21 protein-coding genes and 1 pseudogene are annotated in these 26896 nt (G+C 56.3%); 18 read left to right on the top strand and 4 right to left on the bottom strand.

Going from position 1 to position 26896, the window contains the following annotated elements; all coding sequences use genetic code 11:
* Positions 1–600 (top strand): hypothetical protein, encoded by a 600-nt coding sequence (locus H8K03_05200; GenBank protein UVT21313.1) that lies wholly within the window; start codon positions 1–3, stop codon positions 598–600.
* 46 nt (positions 601–646) lie between these two features.
* Here H8K03_05200 and H8K03_05195 read toward each other — a convergent pair whose 3' ends face one another.
* Entirely contained in the window at positions 647–2275 is a 1629-nt protein-coding gene (locus tag H8K03_05195; GenBank protein UVT21312.1) for a PAS domain S-box protein, read from the bottom strand.
* A gap of 536 nt (positions 2276–2811) precedes the next feature.
* Here H8K03_05195 and H8K03_05190 point away from each other — a divergent pair.
* From H8K03_05190 to nuoI, 6 genes are all read left to right on the top strand, one after another.
* Positions 2812–3066, top strand: a complete 255-nt coding sequence (locus H8K03_05190) for a hypothetical protein (protein ID UVT21311.1) — start codon at positions 2812–2814, stop codon at positions 3064–3066.
* Between the two features lie 21 nt (positions 3067–3087).
* Positions 3088–3267, top strand: a complete 180-nt coding sequence (locus tag H8K03_05185) for a CBS domain-containing protein (GenBank protein UVT21310.1) — start codon at positions 3088–3090, stop codon at positions 3265–3267.
* Between the two features lie 365 nt (positions 3268–3632).
* Positions 3633–4526: a YihY/virulence factor BrkB family protein gene (locus H8K03_05180; GenBank protein UVT21309.1), complete on the top strand. Its 894-nt coding sequence runs from the start codon at positions 3633–3635 to the stop codon at positions 4524–4526.
* 809 nt (positions 4527–5335) lie between these two features.
* Positions 5336–5509: a DUF3309 domain-containing protein gene (locus tag H8K03_05175; GenBank protein ID UVT21308.1), complete on the top strand. Its 174-nt coding sequence runs from the start codon at positions 5336–5338 to the stop codon at positions 5507–5509.
* Positions 5510–6461: 952 nt separating this feature from the next.
* Positions 6462–6782: a hypothetical protein gene (locus H8K03_05170; GenBank protein ID UVT21307.1), complete on the top strand. Its 321-nt coding sequence runs from the start codon at positions 6462–6464 to the stop codon at positions 6780–6782.
* Positions 6783–7166: 384 nt separating this feature from the next.
* The gene (gene nuoI, locus H8K03_05165; protein ID UVT21306.1) at positions 7167–7739 is read left to right on the top strand and encodes an NADH-quinone oxidoreductase subunit NuoI; all 573 of its coding nucleotides are present in this window, start codon (positions 7167–7169) and stop codon (positions 7737–7739) included.
* Between the two features lie 672 nt (positions 7740–8411).
* Here the strand turns inward: nuoI and H8K03_05160 are convergent.
* Positions 8412–9290, bottom strand: a complete 879-nt coding sequence (locus H8K03_05160; GenBank protein UVT21305.1) for a helix-turn-helix transcriptional regulator — start codon at positions 9288–9290, stop codon at positions 8412–8414.
* A 422-nt stretch (positions 9291–9712) separates the two neighbouring features.
* Here H8K03_05160 and H8K03_05155 point away from each other — a divergent pair, with 422 nt between their 5' ends.
* The 6 genes and pseudogenes from H8K03_05155 to H8K03_05130 all read left to right on the top strand — a co-directional run bounded on the left by H8K03_05155 (position 9713) and on the right by H8K03_05130 (position 12337).
* Positions 9713–9880 carry a DUF1328 domain-containing protein gene (locus tag H8K03_05155; protein UVT21304.1) on the top strand — a complete coding sequence of 56 codons (168 nt, stop codon included), beginning with the start codon at positions 9713–9715 and terminating at the stop codon, positions 9878–9880.
* 43 nt (positions 9881–9923) lie between these two features.
* Entirely contained in the window at positions 9924–10109 is a 186-nt protein-coding gene (locus H8K03_05150; GenBank protein ID UVT21303.1) for a hypothetical protein, read from the top strand.
* Positions 10110–10175: 66 nt separating this feature from the next.
* On the top strand, positions 10176–10544 hold the full coding sequence (locus tag H8K03_05145; GenBank protein ID UVT21302.1) for a hypothetical protein: 369 nt from the start codon (positions 10176–10178) through the stop codon (positions 10542–10544).
* A 79-nt stretch (positions 10545–10623) separates the two neighbouring features.
* Positions 10624–10836: a hypothetical protein gene (locus H8K03_05140; protein UVT21301.1), complete on the top strand. Its 213-nt coding sequence runs from the start codon at positions 10624–10626 to the stop codon at positions 10834–10836.
* A 169-nt stretch (positions 10837–11005) separates the two neighbouring features.
* On the top strand, positions 11006–11674 hold the full coding sequence (locus tag H8K03_05135; protein ID UVT21300.1) for a Crp/Fnr family transcriptional regulator: 669 nt from the start codon (positions 11006–11008) through the stop codon (positions 11672–11674).
* 270 nt (positions 11675–11944) lie between these two features.
* Positions 11945–12337, top strand: a pseudogene (locus H8K03_05130) (hypothetical protein).
* Between the two features lie 560 nt (positions 12338–12897).
* Here H8K03_05130 and H8K03_05125 read toward each other — a convergent pair.
* Positions 12898–13215 (bottom strand): hypothetical protein, encoded by a 318-nt coding sequence (locus H8K03_05125; protein ID UVT21299.1) that lies wholly within the window; start codon positions 13213–13215, stop codon positions 12898–12900.
* Positions 13216–14033: 818 nt separating this feature from the next.
* Between H8K03_05125 and H8K03_05120 the strand changes: the two genes are divergently transcribed.
* A complete protein-coding gene (locus H8K03_05120; protein UVT21298.1) occupies positions 14034–14609 on the top strand; it encodes a hypothetical protein in 576 nt (191 codons plus the stop codon).
* A 124-nt stretch (positions 14610–14733) separates the two neighbouring features.
* Here H8K03_05120 and H8K03_05115 read toward each other — a convergent pair whose 3' ends face one another.
* Positions 14734–15192 (bottom strand): hypothetical protein, encoded by a 459-nt coding sequence (locus H8K03_05115; GenBank protein ID UVT21297.1) that lies wholly within the window; start codon positions 15190–15192, stop codon positions 14734–14736.
* 242 nt (positions 15193–15434) lie between these two features.
* On the opposite strand from H8K03_05115, the gene H8K03_05110 reads away from it, so the two are divergent.
* The 4 genes from H8K03_05110 (at position 15435) to H8K03_05095 (ending at position 26585) form a co-directional block, all read left to right on the top strand.
* Positions 15435–15755: a YtxH domain-containing protein gene (locus H8K03_05110; GenBank protein ID UVT21296.1), complete on the top strand. Its 321-nt coding sequence runs from the start codon at positions 15435–15437 to the stop codon at positions 15753–15755.
* Between the two features lie 66 nt (positions 15756–15821).
* Positions 15822–15998, top strand: coding sequence for a DUF3309 domain-containing protein (locus H8K03_05105; protein UVT21295.1), 177 nt, complete (start codon positions 15822–15824; stop codon positions 15996–15998).
* 462 nt (positions 15999–16460) lie between these two features.
* Positions 16461–17204, top strand: a complete 744-nt coding sequence (locus H8K03_05100; GenBank protein UVT21294.1) for an OmpA family protein — start codon at positions 16461–16463, stop codon at positions 17202–17204.
* A 579-nt stretch (positions 17205–17783) separates the two neighbouring features.
* Entirely contained in the window at positions 17784–26585 is an 8802-nt protein-coding gene (locus tag H8K03_05095) for a hypothetical protein (protein UVT21293.1), read from the top strand.
* Positions 26586–26896 lie beyond the last annotated feature (311 nt).

Here is a 26896-nt window from a genome sequence, read left to right as displayed (position 1 = left end):
ATGAAAAAAGAACAATTGCGGGAACTGCTGTACCAGGCCCTAGAGACGGAAGCCGGGGGCGTGCAAGTTTACGAAACCGCCGTCCGCTGCGCAATCAACGAAGATTTAAAGGAAGAATGGGAGAAGTACCTGGAGCAGACGCGCACCCACGAGCGCATGATGCGATCGATCCTGGAGTCGATGGGATTGGATCCGGCGAAGGAGACGCTGGGGCGGCAGGTCGTCAGGCACAAGGGCGAAGCCTTAGTCGAGGCGATGAAAATGGCGCTCAAGGGCAACAACCCTCAGGCGGCTCAACTCGTGGCCGCGGAATGCGTAGTCACCGCAGAAACCAAAGACCACCAAAACTGGGAGCTGCTCGGGGAAGCGGCCAAAAAACTTCCCGCCGCTGAAGCGAAGACTCTCAAGGAGGCCTGCGGACAGATTGAGGACCAAGAGGACGAACACCTCTACCACTCCATGGGCTGGAGCCGGGAGTTGTGGATGGAGTCGCTCGGACTGCCGGCTGTGCTTCCGCCGCCAGAGGAAGCACAAGATGTCAAAACCGCCGAGGAAGCCGCTCATGCCAAAGAGTCGAGGAAACAGATGGTGCAATCTTAGGCGAGCCCAAATCTTCTTCAGAACGAGAGCCACCCAACTTACGGCATCATCGGCCCGAAGCACCATTATTCATGATCGATCCATGACTGGCGGTCAGCGAAGATGGGATGCCATGACTCTCACACAGTGGCAGCACCAGCGTAGCCGTCGTACCATTCCCTGGCGAGGATCTGAGCTCGAAATGGCCGCCTAACGACAACATCCGCTCGCGTATACTACACAAGCCAAACCCGCGTGCCGGAGCATTTGCTGTCTTAGTCGCGCACAATGGGTCAAATCCTACACCATGGTCGCAAACTTGTGCGTACAACGATCCGTCACGCAGGTCGAGCGTAAGCATCGCCTCATGCGACGCAGCATGTTTAATACAATTGAACAGAAGCTCACGGATCGACTGAAACAGGAGCAGCGCTTGATCCTCAGGGATCGTTGGAATCGGCGTCTTGACTTGTATCGAGACGGCGAGATTGTGCTGCTGCATTTGATCCGTGAGCCATTGCAGTGCCACCGGGAGGCCAGACACGGCTAAAGCCGGAGGACTGAGCTGTGAAATCAACGTTCGCGTGTAGGTCAGGGCCTTGTCTGTGAACCCGTCCACATCAGTAATGATCTTCGCGAGCGGAGGCGGCATGGCCTGCCGTTTCGCTAAGGTAAGTTTCATCCGGGTCAGGGCCAGAAGCTGTGCGAGTTCATCATGCAGATCCGCCGCCAGCCGCTTGCGCTCACGCTGTTCCGTATCGGTGAGTTCCGCAGCCAAGCCTCGTAGCCGAGTCTGCGTTGCGGCCAATTCCTCGGTCCGCTCAGTCACTTGTGCTTCCAGGTTGTTGTTCAGCTGCCGCAGCTGTGCTTCTGTTCGTTTGCGTTCCGTAATGTCATTAAAGAGAATTCCAACCTTTCTCCCACGCGCCTCGCCAAAAGGGTAAGCATACCCTTCGTACCAGCGCTGCAGGTCGGCAGTGGGAAACTCGAATCGCCTCGCTTCACCAGTCAAGGCAACCTGGCCGAACATTTCAAACCAGTGGTCTTCATGATAGAAGGCCACTGCTCGTAAGCTTTTGCCAGGGGCATGAGTAATGCCAGTTTGCTTTTCAAAGGCCGGATTGGCTTCGAGAAACTTGTAGTCCACCGCCATATTGTTCGCATCAAGCACCACTTGAATGACGCAACACCCTTCATCTATCGACTCGTAGAGATGCCGGTAACGTGCCTCAGACGCACGCAACGTTTGCTCGGTCTGCTTGCGTTCCGTGATATCGTAGAAGCAATTGATCGCTCCTGTGATGTGTCCTTGCTTGTTAGTCAGCGGAGTAATATTGACGATGACGATAACCCGCGAGCCATCGGGCCGTTCGATATGCACTTCTGCGTCATGAATCTGCGGTACGTTGCCACAGAGCACGTCGCCCATAGGACATTGCTCGTGTGGCATAAAACTGCCGTCCGGGCGGTACAGCTTGAATGAGCCGCAGAACCGCTCATCGCTGTCGTCCGGAGCGGGTTTGCGGCCCCACAGTTCCGCTGCACGGTTGTTGTACTCCCGGATGATACCGGAGGCATCACAGGAATAGACAGCAATAGGGGCCATGTCGAATAAGGTCCGATAGCGCCGCTGGCTTTCGCGTAAGACTGAATCATCATGAGGTTCGAACTCGTTCGTGTTGTTTGGGCGGTTCATGTGCATCCCCGTAAGGAAGCAGTGAGGCTATTTCGATTTGTCCGAGGAGTATAGAAAACCTCACGCGTATAAACTCAGGAGCGGGAACATCATGCCCGAGAGACAATAGGGGGACTGGTCAACTTTGATCACTTTGCAGGAATTGATCAGACAGCGAAATGTGTGCTGATTTTGTGATCAAGCCCACTCCAGTCCTCTCCACTCAAGCTAACACCCGGTTTGGTTCTACACTCTTTTATGCAATGCGCCACCAAAGCAAAAGGTGGGCAGGAAGGAATGAAACCGGTTTACTGTCGAAAAGCCACTGCCCCTCGGGGTTCTCCCAGTCGTTTGTTCATATCTTCCGTCACATCATCACTCGTGCTCGCCTCAGCACCGATCATGATTAACAGTCCACACTATGCTGGACTCATGGGAGCGAGAGAGGCACCGATAAGAACCGATATCGGGGATACGAAATAATTGGCTTCATATGGTGCTCAGTTGATATAACGGGATAGTAGGGGAACTTGTAGGGCACGCTAGAGGAGGAACTGGTGATTGAAGACAAAAACAAGACATCCACGTGGGAATTATCCGGAGTTCCAGCCGGAGGTATACGTACTGTGGGGCAGATCAGGGGTACGAATGCGTTGCTCCTCCGTGCCAACCAAAATGGAATGCTCGTGGCACTGGAACTACTCACGACTCACACTCCCGGCGCCCCAGTGATAAATGATCAAGGCGCGTTTATTGGATTTATTAGCGAATTTGATGTGCTGCGATCATTGAAAGCCGGAAGGGATCTTTAGAAGTTGACGGCAGAAGACATCATGGTCCGCGAGCACATTTCCGTTACAGCCGAGACCACAATTGAGGAAGCGGTGAAGATGATGGAAGAAATGCGACTCCATAATCTCCCAGTGAAGAAGAATGGAAAGGTTGCGTACTCTGTCACGCGGCATGATCTGCTGCGAGCGTGGATTGGTCTCGGTACTTCTGGCGAAGATTGAGAACGGTCGCTTTTTGCGAAATATTTGGAACACCGATTTGACTGTTCTCCGACGCCCGTGATCCGTTTCATCGTTTGAATCAAATCTAAAGTCTTGTCATGGAGAGAGTGGATATTTATGGACAGGGTATACCTGTCAGAGCCTGTTGCTATCATCGCGTTACAAATTACTGACAACAATTGCGGTACAGGTTTGGCTCAAATGAACTCGTACACCAGCCCGGAGACTTCTCTCGTATTCCATGATTCGGCACCCACGACAAGAACCACTTCCGTATATCTATCCTGCGAATGGATGGCAGATCATCGAGCGTGAACTGATGCCGTCGCTCTTGAATCAGGGTGAAACCATTGGGGAAAGTGTCTGTGCGCACACACGTGAATCGAGGCGGCACCATCGTATGGACGATCGTCCGCACAATGGTCAGCAAGTTCAGTCAGGATAACGGACTGTTTCTCGCGAGTGGTCTGGCCTTCAGCCTGCTGCTGTATGTGATCCCGCTTGCGCTCCTCATGATATCCATTCTGGGTTACACGGTGCTGGAGTCAGGGCAAGCCATGGAAGAAGTGCAATCCGTCATTCGACAATTTCTTCCCCGGTCGGAACAGATCTTTGCGGAACATGTGGGAGCGATCGTCGCCGATCGGGGACTGCTGGGGATCGCCGGATTCATCTCGTTTCTTCTGTTGAGCACGATGGTCTTTGGTTCGACCCGGCATGTGCTCAATATCGTATTCCAAGCTGGCCCCGCGAGGAGTTTCCTGCGTGGGACGGCCCAGGATCTGTTGATGATGGGCTTCTGCGTCGCTCTGCTGATTGTGCTGATCGGCCTCGCATCGGTGGAGACCATCATCGGCAATCTTGGTGAGGATGTTCCCTGGGCGGGGGCTTTGTGGGGACAGGGCATGCAAGTACTTCATCAGATCATGGCGGTCATACTCGGCGGCAGTTTGATCTTGGGTATCTATCGATTCTCTCCCGTCACGACGTTGAAACTCAGTTCTCTCACGGTCGGCGCCGGCGTGGCGGTCATTCTGTTCGGGTTTGCCAAGCAGGGGTTTGCCTGGTATGTACACTTTGCCCAGTCCAGCATCCCTCTATATGGCGCACTGGGAACCTTCCTGTTGTTTTTCTTATGGCTCTACTACGCATCAGTGGTCTTTGTATTGGGCGCGGAAGCCGCTTGGGCATTTGATCAAGCTTCCGTTGTTCACGGAAAGATTCACCAGGTCCTGTCCAGGCGGTCTGGGATGGGTTGAGTGTTATGGCGATTGAGAGTCGCCTGCATCTATCCGTAAGGATGGTGGAGTTTCACTAAGCCATGATTCTGAGAAAGTGGCGTTGCAGGACGATGCTGACGACCACGGTTGACTAGTTCGTTGTCCAAGTATCGACGATTCGGCAGAACTACGGAAGCCACGTCGCATCCGGCCCACCATGTATTCGTTCCCTCCTGAGCAATTGTGCACAGACGGCAGCCAGCTTTTCCATTATGCTTCTCCATAAAATGGGTGGATGCTCGTGACAATGACTTTCCATTCGATGGGAACCGCCTTGTACCCAATGGGTGCGGAGGGAAGATGTATGCTCTGTCAACGCTGTCGAGGGCTCCTGGTACGACATACCTTCGGTGAATGGAACATCGAGACCAACTCTTTAGACATGGCGACCCGCTGCATTAGTTGTGGGTGTATCGAGGATGCCGTCGTTCGTGCCAATCGCCTTCAGAGTGTGGGGAGAACGCGAGGGATCTCGCGGAGCAAGCCTGCCTCTCACGCGCCTGTCTCGATGCGATGAGCGGATGGTACAGGTCGATTGAGGAGCATTCATGAACATGCCATTTTGAATGGAGGAGGGCACCATGTCTCTGTACCTCCTTATTCTTGGAATCATGATTGGAATGCCCGTGACAGCCTTCGCTCAATTTGAGGATAGAGGTGAGTATGTGGAGGTGTCGAAAGGTGCGAGGTTGTGTTCCAATACTAGCTTAGACATCTCGAGCGCGTTCCTCGATCCGGAAACGCGTTTCAATCGGACGGGGTGAATCGTCTAACAAGGGAGAACTAAAATGACTACTATCGTGATCGTCGTACTTGGGGTCGTACTCCTGTCAGTACTTCCATTTTGGCCGTACAGTGCGCAATGGGGCTATAAGCCCACGGGTGGGGTGGCTTTCCTCCTAGCGATTCTAGTTGCCCTGACGCTGTCCGGTCGGTCGGGTTCTGCCGCTCCAAAATCGTAATATGAACTGGATAGAGACCAATGAGACCAGAATGGTTAAACCGAACAGACCAGTCTGTTTCGATAGACCATTCTAAGCCGTGTGTGCATATGGAATCGGCGGGTACTTAAATTTTCCAGTTCATAGAAGGTGAGGGTCCTGGGGATACGCTTTTCAGCTCAAGCCTCGGGAAAACCTTCATAGATTTGTTTGGGTGATTCCTCCCCCTTCGGCAGATGCCCACTTCCTATCCTTTTCAGCCAAGTGATGGTCCACCAGTTTGTGGATGTAAGCTTTCAGCGAAAGACCTATGTGATCATCAAGGAACAATCAGAAGCTAATGCCCCGCTTACGATTCAAGCCTTGATGAACGCGCTGCAAGACGCCGGACAAGTGTCAGTGGCAAAACGGTGAAAACCTAGGAACCGTCCCAGGCTGCACGTCCGAGACAGTTCACAGGCTACGAGGAAGGGCCATATGGTTAGCCACCCTCCCTCCGACTTCTGATCCTTTTTGTAGACGACGACTGCCGCCACTACCACTCCAAGAATCGCCGCACTGAATGTCAATCAGTTTGCATCCATGATGTCACCTCCATGTATCGGCAAAATCACAAATTCCACTCCACATATCCGTAACGTAGCCCCACAGGATGAAGAAGGAGTTAGAAGGAGATGAAGAATGCCTCATTAGAGGATAGAGACCGTCCTCAACCATAATACCGCTTGACTCCGGTGCTGAATGCGCCCAGGGTGATGCTATGACGTATTGAACCGCGTCGACTGTCCCATCTCTCGCGCATTCCCTCCTCCCCACTCCGGCGCGTCTGATTCCTCAGTCTCTGCTTCCGTTTCTTCGAAACACGACCGTCATCGAGTCCAGCGATGCAAGAGGCGAAAGCGCATTTCAGAGGGTTGGTGTCATCTGCGCTTGGAGTGCACGGGGCGCGGACATTGAGAGAGGAGGAGTAATCATGATGGCCACGATCACAACACAAGGAGCAGCCCTTTGGATGGTGGTGCTGCTCGCAGCCCTATCCCTATCGTCAATTCCGCCTGCTCAAGCAGAAGATTCGCACGTGAAAGGAACCATGATTATCTCCCCGTCAGAAGCGCGTGGCATTTCGAGAGGAGAATTTTCCGTCATCGCATCAGGTGCAGCCGAGGATACACTCACGGCCTGTCAGGCCAGAATCCCGGAGTTGGCCAGTGTTGGGCAACGCATGTTGGCTGAACAAAGCTGTGCCGGTGCAGAACAGACGAGGAAGGCGATCCGGTCGGCACCGACATTTTGAAGAAGCATTCTTAACACCACCTGATGAAGGCAGGATGGATGAAACGAGGCACACGAGCACATTCGAAGGGACCTCAAACCGGAGGTGATGAACATGTATCAGATTTATAGCCTCGTCGCGATCGTCGTGTTGCTGTGGGGCATCACCATTTGGGCCTCGATTCCAGAGGAAGAGGCAAATAGACGCTCTTGATCGGTCAATCAGACTCGCGGCCAAAGTGGTCCTGGTTTTGATTGTAGCCATCTATGTCTCGCGGCGGGCATCCCTCCCGGCCATGACGGAACGGACTGAAGTGACTCGAGGACTTGATCGCAAGGGCGAGAGCGCAGAATCGTGTCGGTGGGGAATCGACGGACCGCTCGTCAAGTTCAAGAAAGAATACACATGAGACTGAGCGAGAAATTGGCAAGGCAGTATCGAGGATTCACAGCGTGGATCAAGCTGATCACCTTCTATGAGATTGCTGTGGGAATGCAGTCGACCATGAGCCATCTCATTCACTACAAGCCGATCACGCTTCAGTATCCACACGAGAAGCGGATTCTGCCGGACAATTATCGGGGCATGTTGGCCTTGTTGCGGTATGAGGATGAAACCGAGAAGTGCGTCGGGTGTGATCTTTGTGAGGCTGCTTGTCCCTCTCGCGTCATCGCCGTTGAGAGCGCAGAAGTACCGGGAGAACCGACGAAGCGATACGCACGTGCGTATTCGATGGACATGACACGCTGTTTATTTTGTGGACTGTGTGTTCAAGCCTGTCCGGTGGATGCCCTGGCGATGACTCGGGAATACGAGTGGGCTGTCTATGACAAGCGGGACCTGTACCTCAACAAACAACAGCTGTTGGCAATTGGGGATCGTGCGTTTCAGATACGCGAGAAACGACTGGAGTTCCAACATCCAAATCTCGCGGTCTTTAATGTCGCCTCCGCCAACCATCCATCCAAAGCTTGCTAGTGTTCCGGGAAGGAGGCCTGACATGATCAGGCCATGGGATTTCATCGCCGAGGTGTGGTGGTATTGCTTCTTTCGAAGTTACTCAGATTCCATATATGCATCGCTTATCTGGAATGGGACCTTGAGAAGGGTGTTGTAGAAAGAGCCCATAGGAGATGTCATGCGCTGTCCACGTTGCCAAGGTCTCTTGATCGCGATCCAAATGAGAGACATGGGGCAGCCTCCGATATTGGGGTGGCGTTGCCTCCTCTGCGGTGCGACGACGGACCCAGGGATTGAGGCGAATCAAGTGAGTCACAGTCCACCGGCTCGGAGCAGTGCACGCCCACCTGGGTCACCGGCGGCCAGGTCTGGAAAAGGTCGAGTGAGGTGAACCGCAGGGTCATCATCACAGAGCGCTCCTTTGCTGGTCAGTACGAAAGTAGATTATGTAGACCACACGCAGCTCAGGATTTGCGATGAAGAATCCGACAGCAAAGACGACGTGAGGATAAGACAGTTCATTCAGTCCATAAGGCGACAGGTTAATACCGTGAGGAAACTATGAGCAGGTGGCGTGATTTTAGGCGTGACATGGCAGCAGAACTCCTCTTGCTTGCGTATGCGATTGCCTGGGGGGTTGCTCTGCTTGTGACTGTCCTTCTGACCAAGTAACAAGGTGTCAATGCGTTGTTACCTTGGAGAATTTTTCTTGTCAGGGGCCTGAAAATGCAAGGGGTCTCTCAGGCTCTGAAGCTCACGGTAATAGTAGAGTGGGGTTGGTCGTTTGTTGTCAAACGTCAGTGTGCGCAGAAAGATGAGCTCCTCCTCGGTCGCATCCCCGCTCAGTAAGGGATCTTGGAGAAACTCCTTAAGCCCGGGCTCCTCTCCCGAAGTCTTGTCCGGTCTTCTTTCCATAAACTCGAATGTCTTGTGGTGGCCTGATGCCACCCGGCGGTTCAAGACAATCTCTATGCAAAAAGTGACGAGGTCAATATTCCAGGATTCGATCAAGGGATCGAGAAACGCGATGCAGTTCTCGTTCGAGAGATCGAAAATCGTCGTATCCAGGAACTCCAGCACGGTGACGCGCATCTGTGGGTAACTTTTCTTGTTCAGTCGAGCCACCTGGCGTACCCACATCGGATTGTCGAGTTCCTGCCGAGCCACACTTTTGACGACGCCGAGGAGTTTCTGTGTGACGAAGCGTTCGAGTTCGCCGAAAGGTTGCTTCTCAAAAATCGCGCGGATCTGCCGGGTCTTCCCGGGATGACATTTGCGGAGGATCAATTCTCGCACGTCATGCAGCAACGGATTCGGCTGATCTCCCAGCCGTTTTCTGAGCTGTTCTCGGCGCTGTTGATCGGCGAGTTTGGCAAGTTGTCCCGGCGGCAATTTCAGTACTCGTCCGATCTTATCGTACATGTCAGTCCGATTCGGCGCCGGCGGGAGCTTTTTTTGTGTGAGTAACTGCGAGATATATGATTCGGTCACGTGAGCCGCACGGGCGAGAGTCCGTTGACCCAGCCCCAGCTCTTTCAATCGATTCCTGATGAGCAGCGCAACGTCCATAATGATCGTCCTGTTGCAATGTAACGAATGGGTTAACTAGTTGTGGTCAATAATAGAAGCAGAAGAAGTGTATAGCAACATAATACTTGACTAGTTATAGTTAAATCGCGTAGCGTGGTTGATGCACGGTGATGTTTCTGATGCGGGTAGTGACGGGTAGCATGATCGATGCATCGCTGTAGGCTCTGACGTTCCAGCTACGCCGACTGTCCTAAGTCCCTCGCGCGACTCGGTTCCTTCACTGGCGCGACCGATTCTTCAGTCTCCGCCGCTTCTACGCCAGAGAGGATTTCCAGGCGATGATCGCTTTCCCCGATGGCGATTCATCGGGTATGCCCGCCAGGCACAAGTCGACTTGAAGTGGGGGCAGGCGCGCGGAGATGTTCCCAATAGCGGTGCGCAACTCTGGAGAGGAGTTCAATATGGTGTGCTACGCAGCGGTGTTTTTATTCGTCGGGTTGATTGCCGGAGCCTTGAATTTGGCTGGAGTGGCCCCGGTTGCGACCCAGAGTTCCTGGACGCTGCTTTTGGGTGGGATCGTCTTGCTCGCGATTCACCTGGTGGCGCGACGCACCGTTCGAATGTCCTGACCGGTCAGATTGGTCGCGGAGACTTACAAACGAGAGAGGGCTCATGACACCTGAAGAACAAATCTCGAAGATGAAGAAAGCGATCACTCAGGCCATCAAGGTGATGGGAGACCGGTTTGGATCGACGGAACAGGATGTCGGGAAGGCTATCGAGGCACTGAAGGCGTCGATGCAGGGGTCGTCGGAGCCGAGTCTTTCCCTGGAAACCCCGCCGCGACCGGGTAACTAGTCACCTCGGGTTACTCACTCGACCACCGCGACGCACGAGCGTCTGTAACGAGAAGGAGCACGAAGAATGAAGACCCCATCTGTCATTCATAATCATATCGAGGTCACGGATACGCTGGCCAGATTGTACGTCTTCTTAGCGCAAAGCATGGATCGCTGTGTGAGCGAGGCAGCACGTATCAGCTATCCGGAAGCCGAACTACAGTCGCATCTCGCCTCGACCAAGGCCACTGTGCTGGACATGCTGTCTGTCAATCAGGTCGTCAAGGCGAAGGTCGAGCAGGAGTGCAATCGGGTGTGTTCGCTTATCGAGTCCTGCCTCGCGGAAGGAGACGCGAAGGCGGTCGCTCTGAATGAGCTGAAGGTAGAACGGGCCATGCTGAAACACAAGACCATGGCATTGAGTGATCTGCTTGCGGTATTTCGGGCGGCATGACAGGAAACGGAGCATAGTCCGTTGTTTCAGGCTCGTCTCGAGCGTGAAGCGGTGGGCCACCATTACCACGGAGGACAATATGAAGACCATATCACGGACTTATGTGTTGACACTGAATTCACCGTCACGAAAAGGCCTTCGGTTATGGATGGGGGACAGCATCCATGCCTTGCGTCATTGCTCGGTCAAACAGATCGGTCTGGCATTGAGGGAAATGCAACAGAATGTGGATAGCCTGCATGCCCCAGTCCCATCGGCCGGGGGATCCTATTCCCTGAACCGCGGTCGATAGCGTCATGTCCTCGCCGAGTGAGTATAGATCGAGATCGGGGAGACTGTGAGCCCAGAGTGGATACGAGTGCATAGTCCCTGATGGATGGCTAACGGCTCTTGGATACGACATAGCATTCTGTTACGTCAATAACTGGCTCAGTCGCTCGAAATGAAAAGGAGGGTGACCTATGGCACGCATGCACATACCGTTCAATCTGGACACCTTCCTCACGAAGATCGACAAGGGCAAAACGATGCTCACGTTTCGCAAGAAGCTGATTATCTTCGCACAAGGGGATACAGCTGACGAGGTGTTCTATATCCAGGCCGGCAAGGTTAAACTGACCGTGGTCTCGACACATGGCAAGGAAGCCGTCGTGGCGATCTTTGAGTCCGGTGCCTTTTTAGGAGAGTCCTGCCTGGTGGGACAGACTGTTCGGCCGGCGACGGCGACGACCCTGGAAGACTCCCAGATTCTCCGCATCGACAAAGCCGTCATGCTCTGCATGCTTCGCGATCAACCCACGTTCGCCGAGGCATTTACGTCCTATTTACTGGTGCACTCGATTCGAGTCCAAGAGGATTTAGTGGATCAACTGTTTAATTCCAGTGAGAAGCGGCTGGCGCGCGCGCTACTGTTGTTGGCCCACTTTGGGAAGGAGAGTAAGCCGGAGACGGTCATTGCGAAGATCAGCCAGGAAACGTTGGCCGAGATGATCGGCACCACCCGCTCTCGCGTCAGTTTCTTTATGAATAAGTTCCGCAAGTTGGGGTTCATTGATTATAAAGGCGGGTTACGCCGGAACAACGGATTGCACGTGCATAGTTCTCTCCTCAATGTCGTGCTCCACGACTAGAATCTTCATCTGATTCCGCTCCGCTGACTCAGGAGAGCCAAGCCAGCCTGCGCCCAGCCTCGCCACCATCTCACAATTGTTCCTACTGAGCAATTGTGCACAGACGGCAGCCGGTCACTCCAGTATACTTATCCATAAGGGAGTAATTGTGGGTGCTTCATCCAGTGATGGCCATGTGTAGGACGCGAAGACGTTGAAGGTGGCGCTGTGACCTTGAGATGTAAGGCCAAGACCGAGGCAGTGATCAGATTACTAAACGAAGCGCTGGCCATGGAAATTATCTGCGTCCTGCGCTACAAGCGGCATTACTTCATGACCGCCGGGATAAGTTCTCGCCACGTGAAGGCGAAGTTGCTCCAGCATGTGACCGAGGAACAAGCTCATGCCGATTAATTGGCGGAGCGCATTGTGCAGCTTGGGAGCGAGCCGGATTTGTCACCCGAACGGCTGCTGAACCGGAACCATTCAGAACATGTTGAAGGGGATTCTTTGGTGGAGATGATCACGGCGGATCTGCTCGCCGAAGGGAGTGCGATCGACAGCTATCGCGACCTGATCGCGTATGTCGGCGCCGATGATCCGACGACCCGACATATCTTGGAGCGGATTTTGGTGCAAGAAGAAGAGCATGCCGAAGCCCTGGCCAGCCTCTTGAGGGCCTGAGCCTCCAACTGAAACTGTCTCGCTCGGGCCGTCCAGGGATACATGCCTCAGCGGGCTGATCACCCGCCGTACGAGTCATGAGGGTGGAGGTGCGGGGCACGGTGGCGCCTGGTGCTTCATGTGCGCGTCCTTGGGCGCAGAAGGAGGAGGTATGCTCTGTCGACGCTGTCGAGGGCTGCTTGTACGAGACACCTTCGGTGAATTGAACATCGAGACAAACTCTCTAGACACGGCCATACGGTGCATCAATTGTGGGTGTATCGAGGATGCCGTCGTTCGTGCGAATCACCTCCGCAGTTTGGTGAGAACGCGGGCGATCCCACGCAGGATGGCCAGGAAAGGAGAGGTCGTGTTCAGCGAGCCTGACTCTCCAACGTCGGTATCGATTCGATGAGCGGATGCCGCTGGATCGAATGCACATCTCACGATCAACCATGTGAGAGGAGCCTCACCGTGTCGGCATGTGCCGCCCGCTTTCTGATCGTAGGGAGGTACTCAAAATGAGCGGTGAAACCATAAGGCGGAGAAACCTTATATTACGGATGCAACGTGGACGAGGGTCAATCTCTGAGCCGATCCCGTTGAATGACAGAGCGTGCTATCGGCCCGGTATTCTGATGTTCTCTCGTCGGCAGCAATTGCTCCACCTGAACAGCAGAGCCCTGGAACTGACAGGCCATTTCGATCAGGCTGAGATTGGGTCGGCCTGCGAGATTCATTCGGCGTCCGTCCTCGACCTTCGGAACGCGATCCAAACAGCTCTGGACCATCGCCGAGATGCCAATATCTTTGAGCTTTTCGAATTGAAGCGTGTCCTTCTTGGGGCAAGGCGCAGGATCCTGATGCGTGGATTCGGATTGGCAGATCGCAATTCCCACGACGACTCAAGCATCGTGATCGTGCTGGAGGAACTCGATCATCGACAGGAGCGCAGTGAGCCCCGGAGACGGAGGATGGGACGTTCCTAAGAGAGAAGGATTGAGGCAATCCCGGGAGCAGCCCAACGCCTCAGAAAACATTGCGTCGACTTCCCATAGAGTTCACATGGTCAATCAACGAAACTCCGCTCCCCAATGTGAGTTCAACCTGTCCTTTCTGCCACACGCAAATCTCTTCCTCGCTGATCCATTGTGACCAGACAGGCATCGGGCATTTTGGCATGCTGTCAGATGTATATGCAGTCGCCGTCTTTCTCAGCTGAGGAGGTGGTATCATGACCTGTCGAGTCGCCCGGTCGTATCAATACTGTGACCAGATGGAGCCCGTTTGCTGTTCTAAATGTGGCTCGGCATCTGTGAGCGTGCCTGTGGTTTCAAGAACTCTAGGGCCGAATCTGTGTTCGATCTGCGCTCAGTCCGTGAGCCCGCGCCTCGCGCTTTCTGCTCACGCGCCGCGCGAGCCGATGAGACATCGGCGGGTCGCCTGAACCGCCGGCATAAGGCATCCCGGCATCATCGGAGAGATGGGGGCCACTACCATACCGTCGTCCTGACCAGGTGTTCTACATTCGCTCGTGCGTCGCAGAAAGTATTCCTGAATCGCCGGAACGTGAAACCGAGCATGGCAGAAAGTGGGCCGTATGGTGGCAAATAATGTGAATGTGTGTTCGCAGGCTCGGACAAGACATCCGTCTGAACCGTTCTCGCGTTGTGTTTCACATCGGAGGTTCGGAGTACGGGGGGCGCTTCTGTGTCTGGTGGCGAGTGCGGTCTTTCCTCCCCACGTCCTGGCCGGAGTATTGGACCAACTTGTTGACTTGACCGACAAAGCGGCTCAGGTCGTGGTCACTCTCAAAGGCCGCGACAACTTCAATAGCGAGTATCTGTACGATGTGAGTGTGAAGAACTTGTCGTCTGATCCTTTGGTGGGAGAGTCGCTTATCGTCGTTCTTGACAAGATCACCAATATCGGTGGCGACGAATGGATGGCGGGCACGAGCCAATCAAATCTGACACGCATGGAGGTTCTGGGACAGGACGGCGAAGCAGACGGCGACAAACCTTACTTTCGCATCCCCCGAGGATCCGGTCCAAACCTACCCCCCTACACCGAAAGTAGTCCTGCTACCGTGCGCATTCGCAACAAGGACTATCTCATCGTGTTCACTCCGGTTTTTCGTGTGTATGGTACGAAACGGTCGCCCGTTCCGGCGAAAACGAAGGAGAATGTGTCGCCGACTCCAACCACGACCCCTACCGACAAGCTCATTCAGTTACTCATCCAGAAAGGTGTGTTCTCTGAAGAGGAAGGCCGTGCGCTTTATCCTCGATGATCCCTCTCGCCTGTCGAGTGGCTGCAGGACTACAGCGCCCCACCCATTAATAGTGCCTCTTTGAGCCACTGTTACCTGATTCAAGCGTGGCGTCAGTCGGCCGGCTTCACTTCCATGCCCGGCATCAGTTCTTTGAACCGACCGAATCGCGGCCCTGTTTATTATCATGCCCAGCATCGGTTTTTCGCACCGAGCGAATGGACAGCGCGTGATTCTGATCGTTCACCATTGCCTCAATACGGTCACTCTTCATGATTTTCCCAATCATCTGGGTTGTTTTATCGGTATGCAAACGTATTGTTCTGCCCTCCTCCACCTTGATGAAATAGTTCCCGTCTTTGATACGGAACAGTTCACCCGTGATCTTCTTGGAGTCCTCTACGCGGTTAATGCCCTTCTTATGGTCCGCGGGCTTTTGCCTGTCATCATCAGATTGAAAGCCTAGCCCGGAGTCGGATTGAGAGTCAGTTTTCATAACGTCTGATGACGAAGGCGAATGCTTTGCCTGCGCCGTGTTGGCCAGCCCGAGACACAGCAACAATCCACACGACAGGACAACGGCGAGTTTTGGAATGGCTACCATTGGAGCCTCCTTGGGTAGACGTAAGATTCTTTTGCAAGTAACGGTACGCGCTTCGGCTCTTGCGTACTGAGCGATATTGACCGGACTGCTCCAACGCTTCTCGTCATACTCGGCTAAGAGGGAGGAGTTTAGGGAGGACATGTACAGGTCGACATGAAAGCCGAGACACCCTATGACGGCCGTCGTCAAGGCACATATTCACCGAGAAGGAGGGATGCTCAATGGAAGATGAGGAAGGATCAATGACGGATAACAGAGGGTGTTCATTAGGAGCGGTGGGATTGGCTTTTGTGACCGGAGGGTTGCTGGGAGCTGCGGCGGCGTTGTTGCTGGCCCCACAGTCCGGCCGTAAATCGCAGGAGCAGTTGAGAGGGTATGTGCGACGAGCCGAGGAGAATATCCATGATCTGGCCGACAAAGCCACCGAGGTTGTGGATCAGGCGCTGGATAAGGGCCGCGAGTTCATCAAAGACAAGCGGGCGGTCCTCACTGAGGCTGCCGAAGCCGGTCGTACGGCCATGCATAGGGAGCGTGAGCGATTGTCGGGTGACAAGAAGGTGTGACCGCAGAATGCATGGCTACCAAATGGTGGACTGTGTGGCGAGCGTGCGAACAAAAGGAGAATCAAGATGAGTATTATTCTTATCGGCATATTAGGAGTGTTGTTTCTTGGCGTACTTCCGATCTGGTCCCACAGCGGTAACTGGGGATATCTCCCCAGCGGCGGGCTGGGCTTCCTACTCCTGGTCCTGGTTATTCTGACCCTGATCGGTCGGATGGGACAGTCGGCAACTGAAAAGTCTTGATGGGAGCGAGCGCTTGTGTTGGTCCGCTCTGATCGTACAGCGCCTCTGCCGGGATAAGGACCAAAGCTGTGTCGTCTCATGTGATGGGACTCACACGAAAGTGTGGCCATTCTTTCGGCTCCGGCATTGTGTACATGGTTTCATTCGAGCGGAGGATGTTGAGCGAGTCCTCAATGAGCAACAGCGGTGTAACGCATCGGGTTCGCGGGGGGAGCTCAGGGAAGCCGCAGAGATACAAGGCTTCCAAGACGCGCGGGGAATGGCCTACCGACTGCGGAGGTACGCGAGCCGCACTGACGAGCCAAGCTAAGAAAGAAGGCCGGAGAGCGTTCTCACACTTGGCAACCTGCTGAAAGACCGCCACTAAGCGCCGCCTTGGTCATGAGAGATGTTTCACATGATGCGGGAGATGGGGGAGACGCACTGGATGCAAACCGCGATATTCAGAAGGAGGAGATCATCATGCAGATACTAAAAACCACCATCCTGGTAACCAGCCTGGTCACTTTCGCAGGCTGTTCTTCATATATCAAACAACCGGCTGTATGTACGAGTGAGGGTTGGTACGGCTATGAGCGGAGCGGGCAATGTCCATCCAAGCCGGTACTCGCGATTGTACCAGACAACACTGCCGACCGCCTCGCGGTGCTAGAGCGAGAGCGTCAACGGCTGGCTGACGAGCTGGGGGCCGCGCAACGTCAGCTCGCCGATCATGATCGTGAACTCGCGGCAATCCGATCCAGGGCCGTGGAGCCGCCCAAACAAGCCAAGGCCGAGAAAGACCTCTTAAGGGCGCTGCAACCGGAAATTTCCAAGGGCACGGTGTTGGTTCACCAATCCGGCAGTGCCCTGACGATCAGTTTGGCGTCCGGTCTACTGTTCGATTCCGGGCAAGACCAGCTGAAGGGCGAAGGGGCTGATGTCTTGCATCGAGTAGGCGTCGTCCTCAGAGACTTCCCGGAAAAACAAGTGCATGTGGCGGGCTACACTGACAACATTCCAGTCCGGAACGGGTTGAAAAAGAAATATCCGTCCAACCAGGAGCTGTCAAACGCGCGGGCCGACAGTGCCGCACAGGCGCTGCGGGACGGGGGTGTCAGCAGCCAGGTATCAGCAGCAGGCCACGGGGACAGTCACCCGGTCGCCAGCAACGACACGGCAGAGGGACGCGCCAAGAACCGTCGTGTCGAAATCATTGTGTCATAGCTGAATGGTGGTGCGGAAGGAACCTCTGGGAGGCATAGGCGGCTCGATCAGTGCATGGTTTACAACGGTGGTCTATCTAATGCAGGCGCTCCGGACGCTCTAGGCTGATCGTGAAAGAGAGAGGAGAGCAAGAAGTCCGAGTGTTCAGGGCATGGAGACAGCGCCTTGGCCTATGACCGTTCCAGCACGCCTATCGAGGTGTGAGCCCTCTCCAAACGCGCGACTCAGACGGGACGTGTCTCGGATAACAACAGAATGGATTGGCAGAACGCAATTATCGCGAGCAATGAGACCCAAAAAGGGCGGAAAATGAATCGTCGCGTCGAAATGCTTCTGTGCGCAGAGCCTGCCTAACGGCTGAAATCCGTAAGCGTGACCTGCTGGCAGAGGGCTTCGGCGGGTTCTTGTGTAACGGACAATTCTATTCTCACAATGCGAAATGGATCGAAGGCGGTCTCACCCGTACTTCCTAATCCGATCGAGCCTTCTCGTTGCCGCACTTGATGATCTCATTGTTCGGCTGCAGGTGTGCTTCGGCAGCTGATTCAGCCTGACGACTCTGGGTGAGGCAGGAAACTCATGAATACGATTTTTTCACCTGTTGCCAAGAGTGCCGAGCTGGAAGAACCGATTCGCGCCGAGCTCTTCGGGATCGAACGGCTCGAACAGCATGCTGCGAGTCTAGCGGCGGCACAGGTCGTTACCGATGAGGCACGGGTGGGCCGGTTACTGACGCCACGAGTCCTCGCGAATGGACGAGTCTTGGTGAAGTCTTACCAGAGTATCGCCCGTACGATTCGCGATGAGAAGGCCATTACTCCCGCGGCTGAGTGGTTCGTCGATAATTTCCATATTGTCGACGAACAACTTCGCGAAATCATCGACGATTTGCCTCCCGGCTATTACCGGCAATTGCCGAAACTAACATCAGGGCATTTGCAGGATCATCCACGGGTATTTGGCGTTGCCTGGGCATTCGTCGCCCACACCGACAGTCGTTTCGACCCTGACATGCTCCGGCGCTTTGTGACAGCCTATCAACGGGTGCAACCGTTGACGATCGGTGAATTGTGGGCTGTGGCAATCTCGCTGCGTGTCGTGTTGGTGGAGAATCTTCGAAGGCTGGCCGAGCGGATCGTCCATAGCCGAGAGGCCCGGCTGGAAGCTGATGAACTGGCGGATAGCTTGTTGGGGAGCGGCGCGTCGGTTCTGGAGTCACCGGCCAAGGCATTACGCCGATTTGAGCACAGCCCGTTGGACACGGCGTTTGCCGTGCAGCTTGTTCAACGGCTCCGTGACCTGGACCCGAAGGTACGTCCCGTGTTGCTGTGGCTCGACGAACGTCTGGCGGCGCAGGGCTCGACCGCCGATGACATGGTGCACGACGAGCATCTGCAACAGGCGGCCATGAGCGTCACGGTTCGCAACATTATTACGAGCATGCGATTGACGTCTGAATTCAATTGGGCTGAATTTGTCGAGGCGGTCAGCCTCGTCGATCAGATTCTGCGATGCGACTCCCGCTATGCCGAGATGGACTTTGTCACGCGGGACACGTACCGCCATGCGATCGAAGATCTCTCGCGCGGCACGGGTCTCTCAGAGCTCGAGGTGACCACGCGGGTCGTGGACCGAGCCAGGCTGGCTGGGGTTGAGCCGCACACGAGTGAGCAGCCGGAACGAGATCGGCACACGGATCCCGGCTATTACCTTATCTCTCAGGGCCGCCGGGCATTTGAACGCGAACTCGGTTACCGGGTGTCCTGGAAGCGACGCCTCCTCCGCTGGTATGTCCAGGCGTCTGCACCTGGCTATCTGGGGTCGCTCGCAGCGATGACCGCCATGGTTCTGGCCTTCCCGCTGTGGCATGCCGCCGAAGCGGGTGTGACCGTCGCAGGCCTGGTGTGTCTCGGTCTCATTGCGCTCGTGCCGGCCTCGGACCTCGCCATGGCGCTTATCAATCGTGCCGTGATGGCCATCCTCGGGCCGCGGTCATTGCCCCGGATGGCATTGCGGAATGGCATTCCCAAAGAATTGCGCACAATGGTGGTGGTCCCCACGTTGCTGACGAGCCGGAACAGTATCGATGAGCTGGTTGAGCGATTGGAAGTGCATTATCTGGCGAATGCGGATGATGACCTGCGTTTCGCGCTGCTCTCAGACTGGAGAGACGCTCCAAGCGAAAGTATTTCAGGGGACGCCGAACTGCTGGCAAGAGCGGTGGAGGGGATCGCGCATCTGAACAAGCGGTATGGAGCCGCAGCCGGGGGCGGATCGCGTTTTGCCCTGTTTCACCGCAGGCGAGTTTGGAACGAGTCCGAGCAGGTATGGATGGGATGGGAACGGAAACGAGGCAAACTGCATGAGTTGAATCAATGGCTACGCGGTTCGACGAGCACGACCTTCATGTCCGTCAACGGGCAGTTCCCTGAGGCGATTCCGTCGGTCCGGTTCGTCATCACACTGGATGCGGATACACGGCTGCCTCATGGAGCCGCGCACCGGTTGATCGGTACCATGGCTCACCCTCTGAACCGGCCACGGTTCGACCGTTTCGCTGGACGCGTTGTAGAAGGGTACGGGGTTGTGCAGCCGCGGATTACACCGTCGCTCCCGGGCAGCGGCGCAGGGTCGTATTATCAACAGACGTTTTCCGGACCCAGTGGGATCGATCCCTACGCGTCGGCCGTGTCTGATGTCTACCAGGATTTGTTTCAGGAAGGCTCCTACACAGGCAAAGGCATTTACGAGATCGACGCATTCGAGGCGGCGCTGGCGGGCAAGGTGCCGGACAACGCGATGCTCAGTCACGATCTTTTTGAAGGATTGTTCGCGCGCGCAGCGCTGGCGACCGACATCGAGCTGTTCGAAGCGTTTCCTGACCACTATGAAGCGGCAGCAGCCAGACAGCATCGATGGGCGCGTGGCGATTGGCAGCTGTTGCCCTGGCTGTTTGGGCGAGGGCATACCGGGTCTGAACCGCATCGCGCGGTGGTGATTCCCACCATCGGCCGTTGGAAGATCCTCGACAACCTCCGCCGTACCCTGTCGGCTCCCGCGGCGTTTCTGACCCTGATGGTCGGATGGATGCTGCCGGAAACATCTGCCTGGGTCTGGGCCGGGTTCATTCTGACCACCATCGCGATTCCCTCGCTGTTGTCCTTCGTGCTCGGACTCTATCCGCGCCGATCCGGGATTGCCTTGCGCACCCATTTCCGTGGAGCAAATATCGACCTAGCGTTGGCCGCGAGACAGATCGCATTGACCGTCACCTTCCTCGCGCATCAGGCATGGCTCATGACGGATGCGATTGTTCGCACGCTCGGTCGGCTCGTCTTCACGCACGCTCGGATGTTGGAGTGGGTGACTGCGGCTCAAGCCGAAGGTGCCTACACGTGCAACTTGACGGGAATGTATCGTCGTATGGCGGGCGGTGTGATGCTCGCCGTCGTGGCGGCTGGCGGGGTGGCCGTGTTGGGCCGCTCTGAGTCCTGGGCTGCCGCGGCTCCGTTCGTTCTGCTCTGGATATCAGCTCCTGCCGTGGCTCGCTGGGTCAGCCTGCCGCCTCGACTCACGAGGGCAGAACCGATTTCTCCCGCGGATGCGCGGACGCTTCGATCGATCGCACGCCGGACCTGGCGGTTCTTCGAAACGTTCGTGTCTCCCGAGGACCATGCGCTGCCGCCTGATAACTTTCAGGAAGATCCGAAACCCGTCGTCGCCCATCGTACGTCGCCGACCAATATTGGGCTCTATCTGCTCTCAACTCTGGTCGCCCGTGACCTAGGATGGCTGGGCACCCTCGACGCCACCAAACGGCTGGAAGCCACGCTGGCGACCATGAGCCGTCTCGAGCTATTTCGTGGGCATTTCTACAATTGGTACGACACACGTACTCTTCAACCGCTGGATCCCAAGTACGTGTCCTCCGTCGACAGCGGAAACCTCGCGGGACATTTGTTGGTATTGGGAAACGGATGTCGCGAGCTGATTCAGCAATCTTCCATCGAAGGCGATTTGTTTGCCGGAATTGACGATGCCATCCAATTGTTACGCGGTGCGCTGGAGGAGGTTTCAGATCAGCGACAAACTCATACGGTGACCAAGAAGCAGTTGAGCCAAGCCGTCGACGTACTGGCCATGGAGCTGTTATCGAGGCCGGTCGATGCCGCCGGCTGGACGGCCAGGTTCGGCAGGCTCAACGCCTTGTCTCATACGGTTTCCGATATGGCTCAGACACTGGGACAGGAGCGCAGTGATGAGCCCGATGGAGAGTTGCGTGCCTGGGCCGATGCGGTCCGGGCATGCGTGGATAGTCATCTCCGTGATGTGGAGCTGTTCCTTCCATGGGTCCGCTTCAGTGCGAAAGACCGGGCGGCTCTGTTCAACCATCCGTCTGAGCCATCGCCGGAATGGGCGGTTATCGCGCCGTTCTTCCATCCCATGCCTACGCTGGCGGCTGCTCCTGAACGGTTTGCGGATGCACTCCGTGCGCTCGAGCACTTGCGGGAACACGTGCGCAGTGGCCCCATACAGGATCAGGCCACCTTGGCAAGAATCACCCTGTTGGCTGATGCCATCCAGCAATCGGTTGCGGATATCACGGTCTTGACTCGTCGTCTTATGGCGATCGCACAGAACGTGGAGCACATGGTTCACGCCATGGATTTCACATTTCTCTTCGATCCGATACGCAAACTGTTGTCCATTGGCTATCGCGTGCCGGAAAACAGCCTGGACCCCAGTTGCTACGACTTGCTGGCGTCGGAGGCCAGACTGTCGAGCTTTATCGCTATCGCCAAGGGCGACGTGCCGTCATCGCATTGGTTCCACTTGGGCCGTGCTCTGACGCCCGTGGGAGACGGTTCGGCGCTTGTGTCCTGGTCGGGCTCCATCTTTGAGTACCTCATGCCGGCGTTGGTGATGCGTTTCCCGGCAGGCAGCTTGCTGTGCCGGACGTATGAGCTGATCGTTCATCGGCAGATTCAGTACGGGAGAGAGCGCGGCGTGCCCTGGGGTGTGTCGGAGTCGGCTTATAATGCACGCGATCTCGATCTGACGTACCAGTATTCCAGCTTTGGCGTGCCGGGTCTGGGGCTCAAGCGAGGCCTCAGTGAGGATGTGGTCATCGCGCCCTATGCCACGGCACTCGCGGCGATGATCGATCCCATGGAAGCCACGCAAGGTTTCGCGCGCCTCGCCGAGGCGGGAGGGAGGGGAACCTACGGGTTCTATGAAGCGCTGGATTACACTGGGACACGGGTACCCGAAGGAAAAGACGTGGCCATCGTGCGGGCCTATATGTCGCATCATCAGGGCATGTCGTTGGTCTCGATCGCAAATGTCTTGAACAACGGAGTGATGAGGAGCCGGTTTCATGCCGAGCCGATCGTGCGAGCTACTGAACTCTTGCTCCAGGAACGGACACCGCGCGACGTGCCGGTGACGCGGCCGCGCGCGGAGGAAGTCGCTGCGGCGGCGCAGGTCCGCGACCTCATACCGCCAGTCGCGCGGCGATTTACCTCGCCGCATGAGGCAACACCTCGGACGCATCTGCTGTCCAACGGGCGGTATGCGGTTATGCTGACCACGGCAGGGTCGGGTTATAGCAGATGGCAAGATATTGCGGTGACACGCTGGCGAGAAGATGCGACGCGGGACTGCTGGGGTTCTCATATTTTTCTGCGCGACATGGTGACCGGGTCTGTATGGTCGGCCGGGTATCAGCCCAGTGGTGCCGAGGCCGACGCCTATGAAGCGTCCTTTTCAGAAGAACGAGCCGAGATCATCCGCCGGGATGGCGATTGGAGTACGACGTGTGAGGTTGTGGTGTCCTCCGAGGATGATGCCGAAATGCGGCGCATCTCCGTGACCAATATGGGCGCCAGTGCGCGCGAGCTGCAAGTCACCTCCTATGCCGAACTGTCTCTGGTTTCACAAGCCGCCGATGTCGCTCATCCGGCTTTTGCAAATCTGTTCGTGCAAACGGAATTTGTGCCTGACTACGGCGTGTTGCTTGCTACTCGTCGCCGACGATCGGACGAAGAAGCGACGGTGTGGGCGGCCCAGGTGGTTGTGGTCGAAGGTGAGAGCATCGGGGATCTGCAGTATGAAACGGATCGCGCCCGGTTTCTCGGCCGCGGTCACCATGTGCGCACGGCGGTCTCGGTGATTGGAGGGCGGCCGCTTTCGAATACCGTCGGGTCTGTGCTTGATCCGGTGATGAGCTTGCGCCGCACGGTGCGCGTGCCCCCAGGTGAGACCGTGCGCGTGGTGTTTTCGACCATCATCGGCCCCGCCAGAGATCAGGTGTTGGAGTTAGCGGACAAGTACAGCGATCCGAGAGTCTTTGAGCGTGCCCTCTCGCTGGCTTGGACGCAATCGCGGGTACAACTACATCACCTCGGTATCGGGGCCGATGAAGCGCAGTTGTTCCAACGACTGGCCAACGCCGTCTTGTATGCTGATGTGTCGATGCGGCCGTCCTCCGAGGTGCTGAGCGAGGGTACGGTGGACCGTGCGGTGCTGTGGGCGCATGGGATTTCAGGCGATCTGCCCATCGTGTTGGCCTGCATCGACAAAACGGATGACATCGACATTGTCCGGCAGTTGCTCCGGGCACATGAATACTGGCGGATGAGGCAATTATCGACCGATGTGATCATTCTGAACGAGAAGGCCACGTCGTATGAGCAGGGGCTGCAAGGCGTGCTGGAAGGGCTGGTGCGGGGCAGTCAATTGCGTCTCTGCCCGGATACCGGTGGGGCGCGAGGTGGTATTTATCTTCTGCGGACCGACCTGGTCTCCGCACAAGATCGGATCCTGCTGCAGCAGCTTGCTCGGGTCGTCCTACTCGGCTGGCGCGGCACCTTGGCGGAGCAGATTACACGGTTACAGCGCAGGCACAGTGTGGCGCCGTTGAACCTGCCCACGCGGCGTGCCGGCAGACGTCTGGACGTGCCGTTGCCTGAACGAGAACTCGAATTCTTCAACGGCTTGGGCGGCTTCGCAGATGATGGGCGCGAATACGTCACGATTCTCGGCGAAGGGCTGCGAACGCCACGACCCTGGATCAACGTCATCGCGAACCCGTCGTTCGGCTTCCTCGTGTCGGAATCAGGCTCCGGGTTTACATGGTCGCTGAACAGCCGCGAGAATCAATTGACACCCTGGTCGAATGATCCTGTAACCGATCCGTCGGGAGAGGTGCTCTATCTTCGCGATGACGACTCGAAGGAGATTTGGAGTCCCACGGCCCTGCCGATTCGTGATGACCCGGCACCCTATGTCGCCTGTCACGGGCAGGGTTATAGCCGTTTCCACCATGGTTCACACGGCGTCCTACTCGAATTGCTGCAATTTGTGCCCCCTGAAGATCCGATCAAGATCTCTCGCCTTTCCCTGCAGAATGCGTCCGGCCGCTCGCGTCGCCTTTCTGTCATGGCCTATGCTGAATGGGTACTTGGGAACTCCCGCAGTGACTCCGCGCCGTACATCATCACCGAGATCGATCCGGAGACCGGCGCCCTCTTCGCACGCAGTATGTTAGGCGGCGAGTTCGCTGGTCGCATCGCCTTCTCCGATCTTGCCGGAAAACACACCTCGTGGACCGGCGACCGCACGGAATTCCTCGGCCGTAATGGGACTTTTGACCGTCCCCTGGCATTGGAAAAGGGAGGTGAATTATCCGGTAGGGTCGGGGCGGGTCTCGACGCTTGTGGGACTCTTCAACTGTCGATCGAGTTGGAGGCAGGCGAACAAGCGGAGGTTATCTGGTTTCTTGGTCAGACAGCGGAGAGAGAGCAGGCGCGTCTCCTGCTTCATCGCTACCGTGGGGCGGACGTCGACGCGCTCCTCCGTGAGGTCACTCGCCGATGGGACGACGTGCTGGGTGTTGTACAGGTCCGTACGCCGGAGCGCGCCATGGATGTCTTGTTGAATCGCTGGGTGCTCTATCAGACGCTGGTGTGCCGCGTCTGGGCACGAGCGGCGTTCTATCAGTTGAGCGGGGCGTACGGGTTTCGCGATCAACTCCAGGACGTCATGGCCCTTAGCGTGGCGGATCGCGATATCACACGCGAGCATCTGCTACGAGCGGCAGGGCGGCAGTTTCTCGAGGGTGACGTCCAGCATTGGTGGCATCCTCCGTCCGGACGCGGCGTGCGAACCCGCATTTCCGACGATCTGCTCTGGTTGCCGTACGCGGTGATCCAGTTTCTTGAAGTCACCGGCGATATGACCGTGCTGGACGAAATGGTGCCATTTCTCGAAGGACCTGTGTTAGTGGATGGACAACATGAATCCTATTTTGAGCCGCGAGTGTCCCAGATGTGCGCCACTCTCTTCGAACATTGCGCGCGCGCGCTGGACCGAAGCCTTGTCGTCGGTTGTCACGGCCTTCCGCTCATGGGCACCGGAGATTGGAATGACGGGATGAACCGAGTCGGCCAACTGGGCAAAGGGGAAAGCGTCTGGCTGGGTTGGTTTCTCCATACCGTGCTCTGGGAGTTCGCCAAGGTGGCGGCCCAACGCGGTGAGCATGGTCGTGCTGAAACGTGGCGTTTGCACGTCAGTGCATTGAAAGCCGCGATCGAGCGGGACGGTTGGGACGGAGAATGGTACCGCCGCGCGTACTTCGATGATGGGACGCCGCTCGGTTCCGCGGGAGATCCAGAATGCCGCATCGATTCGATTGTCCAGTCCTGGGGAGTGATCAGTGGCGCGGCAGACCCAGGCCGCGCGGCACGTGCCATGGCCGCGGTGGAACGGCATCTGGTGAATCGGCGGGACGGGCTGATCCGTCTTTTGGCACCACCGTTCGACCGAATGCCGAAGGATCCCGGCTATATCAAGGGCTATGTCCCGGGCATTCGAGAAAACGGCGGCCAATACACCCATGCATCCGTTTGGACCGTGCTGGCATTCGCAGCCCTGGGTGACGGGGACAAGGCCGGCGAGTTGTTCCGCATGTTAAATCCTGTTCATCGAATTTCTTCGCGAGCGAACGTCCAGCGCTACAAAGTCGAGCCCTACGTGGTAGCCGGTGACGTGTACGCCGAGCCGCCGCACATTGGGCGCGGGGGATGGACTTGGTACAGCGGATCAGCGGGTTGGCTCTACCGGGCCGGTATGGAATGGATGCTGGGTTTCCGCTTGCGCGGTGCCATGCTCTCCATCGATCCTTGTATTCCACGTCACTGGCCGGGGTACTCGATTCGTTTCCGGTATCATTCGGCGGTTTACAACATCACATTGGAAAATCCACGTCATGTGAGCCGCGGCGTGGCGCTGACTGAACTGGATGGCAAAGCGTCGACAGACAATACGAACATCCTGCTCGTCGTCGACGGCGAGCACCAGATTCGCATCGTGCTCGGTTGATACGGGCGGGGTGGGATAGTGACCAAGGAAGACATCATGGACCGCGATCGAAGAAGCGGTGAAGACGATGGAGGAACAGCACCTGCTGAATCTTCCTGTGAAGAAGGATGGGAGGGTTGCCTACTCTGTGACACGGCACGATCTCCTGCGAGCCTGGATTGGTATCGGCACTTCGGGCGAGGACTGAGAAAAGTCGCCTTCGCAACGGACAAAGGGGCAACCGAGGCCGGATCGGTCCGGCCCCTTTGGGGTCCTAGGTCTAGAAGCTGGCATGGAGGAAAGTTGACCGGTAGGGGGAGCGATGAGTGGGA

This window comes from Nitrospira sp., assembly GCA_024760545.1.
Taxonomy (GTDB): Bacteria; Nitrospirota; Nitrospiria; order Nitrospirales; family Nitrospiraceae; genus Nitrospira_D.
This window is presented reverse-complemented; position numbering and strand designations above follow the sequence as displayed.

Excerpts from the sequence above, each read along its gene's own strand:
- H8K03_05200 (UVT21313.1), top strand. The coding sequence starts at position 1 with ATGAAAAAAGAACAATTGCGGGAACTGCTGTACCAGGCCCTAGAGACG.
- H8K03_05195 (UVT21312.1), bottom strand. The coding sequence starts at position 2,275 with ATGAACCGCCCAAACAACACGAACGAGTTCGAACCTCATGATGATTCA.
- H8K03_05185 (UVT21310.1), top strand. The coding sequence starts at position 3,088 with ATGGTCCGCGAGCACATTTCCGTTACAGCCGAGACCACAATTGAGGAA.
- H8K03_05175 (UVT21308.1), top strand. The coding sequence starts at position 5,336 with ATGACTACTATCGTGATCGTCGTACTTGGGGTCGTACTCCTGTCAGTA.
- H8K03_05170 (UVT21307.1), top strand. The coding sequence starts at position 6,462 with ATGATGGCCACGATCACAACACAAGGAGCAGCCCTTTGGATGGTGGTG.
- nuoI (UVT21306.1), top strand. The coding sequence starts at position 7,167 with ATGAGACTGAGCGAGAAATTGGCAAGGCAGTATCGAGGATTCACAGCG.
- H8K03_05160 (UVT21305.1), bottom strand. The coding sequence starts at position 9,290 with ATGGACGTTGCGCTGCTCATCAGGAATCGATTGAAAGAGCTGGGGCTG.
- H8K03_05155 (UVT21304.1), top strand. The coding sequence starts at position 9,713 with ATGGTGTGCTACGCAGCGGTGTTTTTATTCGTCGGGTTGATTGCCGGA.
- H8K03_05150 (UVT21303.1), top strand. The coding sequence starts at position 9,924 with ATGACACCTGAAGAACAAATCTCGAAGATGAAGAAAGCGATCACTCAG.
- H8K03_05145 (UVT21302.1), top strand. The coding sequence starts at position 10,176 with ATGAAGACCCCATCTGTCATTCATAATCATATCGAGGTCACGGATACG.
- H8K03_05140 (UVT21301.1), top strand. The coding sequence starts at position 10,624 with ATGAAGACCATATCACGGACTTATGTGTTGACACTGAATTCACCGTCA.
- H8K03_05135 (UVT21300.1), top strand. The coding sequence starts at position 11,006 with ATGGCACGCATGCACATACCGTTCAATCTGGACACCTTCCTCACGAAG.
- H8K03_05115 (UVT21297.1), bottom strand. The coding sequence starts at position 15,192 with ATGGTAGCCATTCCAAAACTCGCCGTTGTCCTGTCGTGTGGATTGTTG.
- H8K03_05110 (UVT21296.1), top strand. The coding sequence starts at position 15,435 with ATGACGGATAACAGAGGGTGTTCATTAGGAGCGGTGGGATTGGCTTTT.
- H8K03_05105 (UVT21295.1), top strand. The coding sequence starts at position 15,822 with ATGAGTATTATTCTTATCGGCATATTAGGAGTGTTGTTTCTTGGCGTA.
- H8K03_05100 (UVT21294.1), top strand. The coding sequence starts at position 16,461 with ATGCAGATACTAAAAACCACCATCCTGGTAACCAGCCTGGTCACTTTC.
- H8K03_05095 (UVT21293.1), top strand. The coding sequence starts at position 17,784 with ATGAATACGATTTTTTCACCTGTTGCCAAGAGTGCCGAGCTGGAAGAA.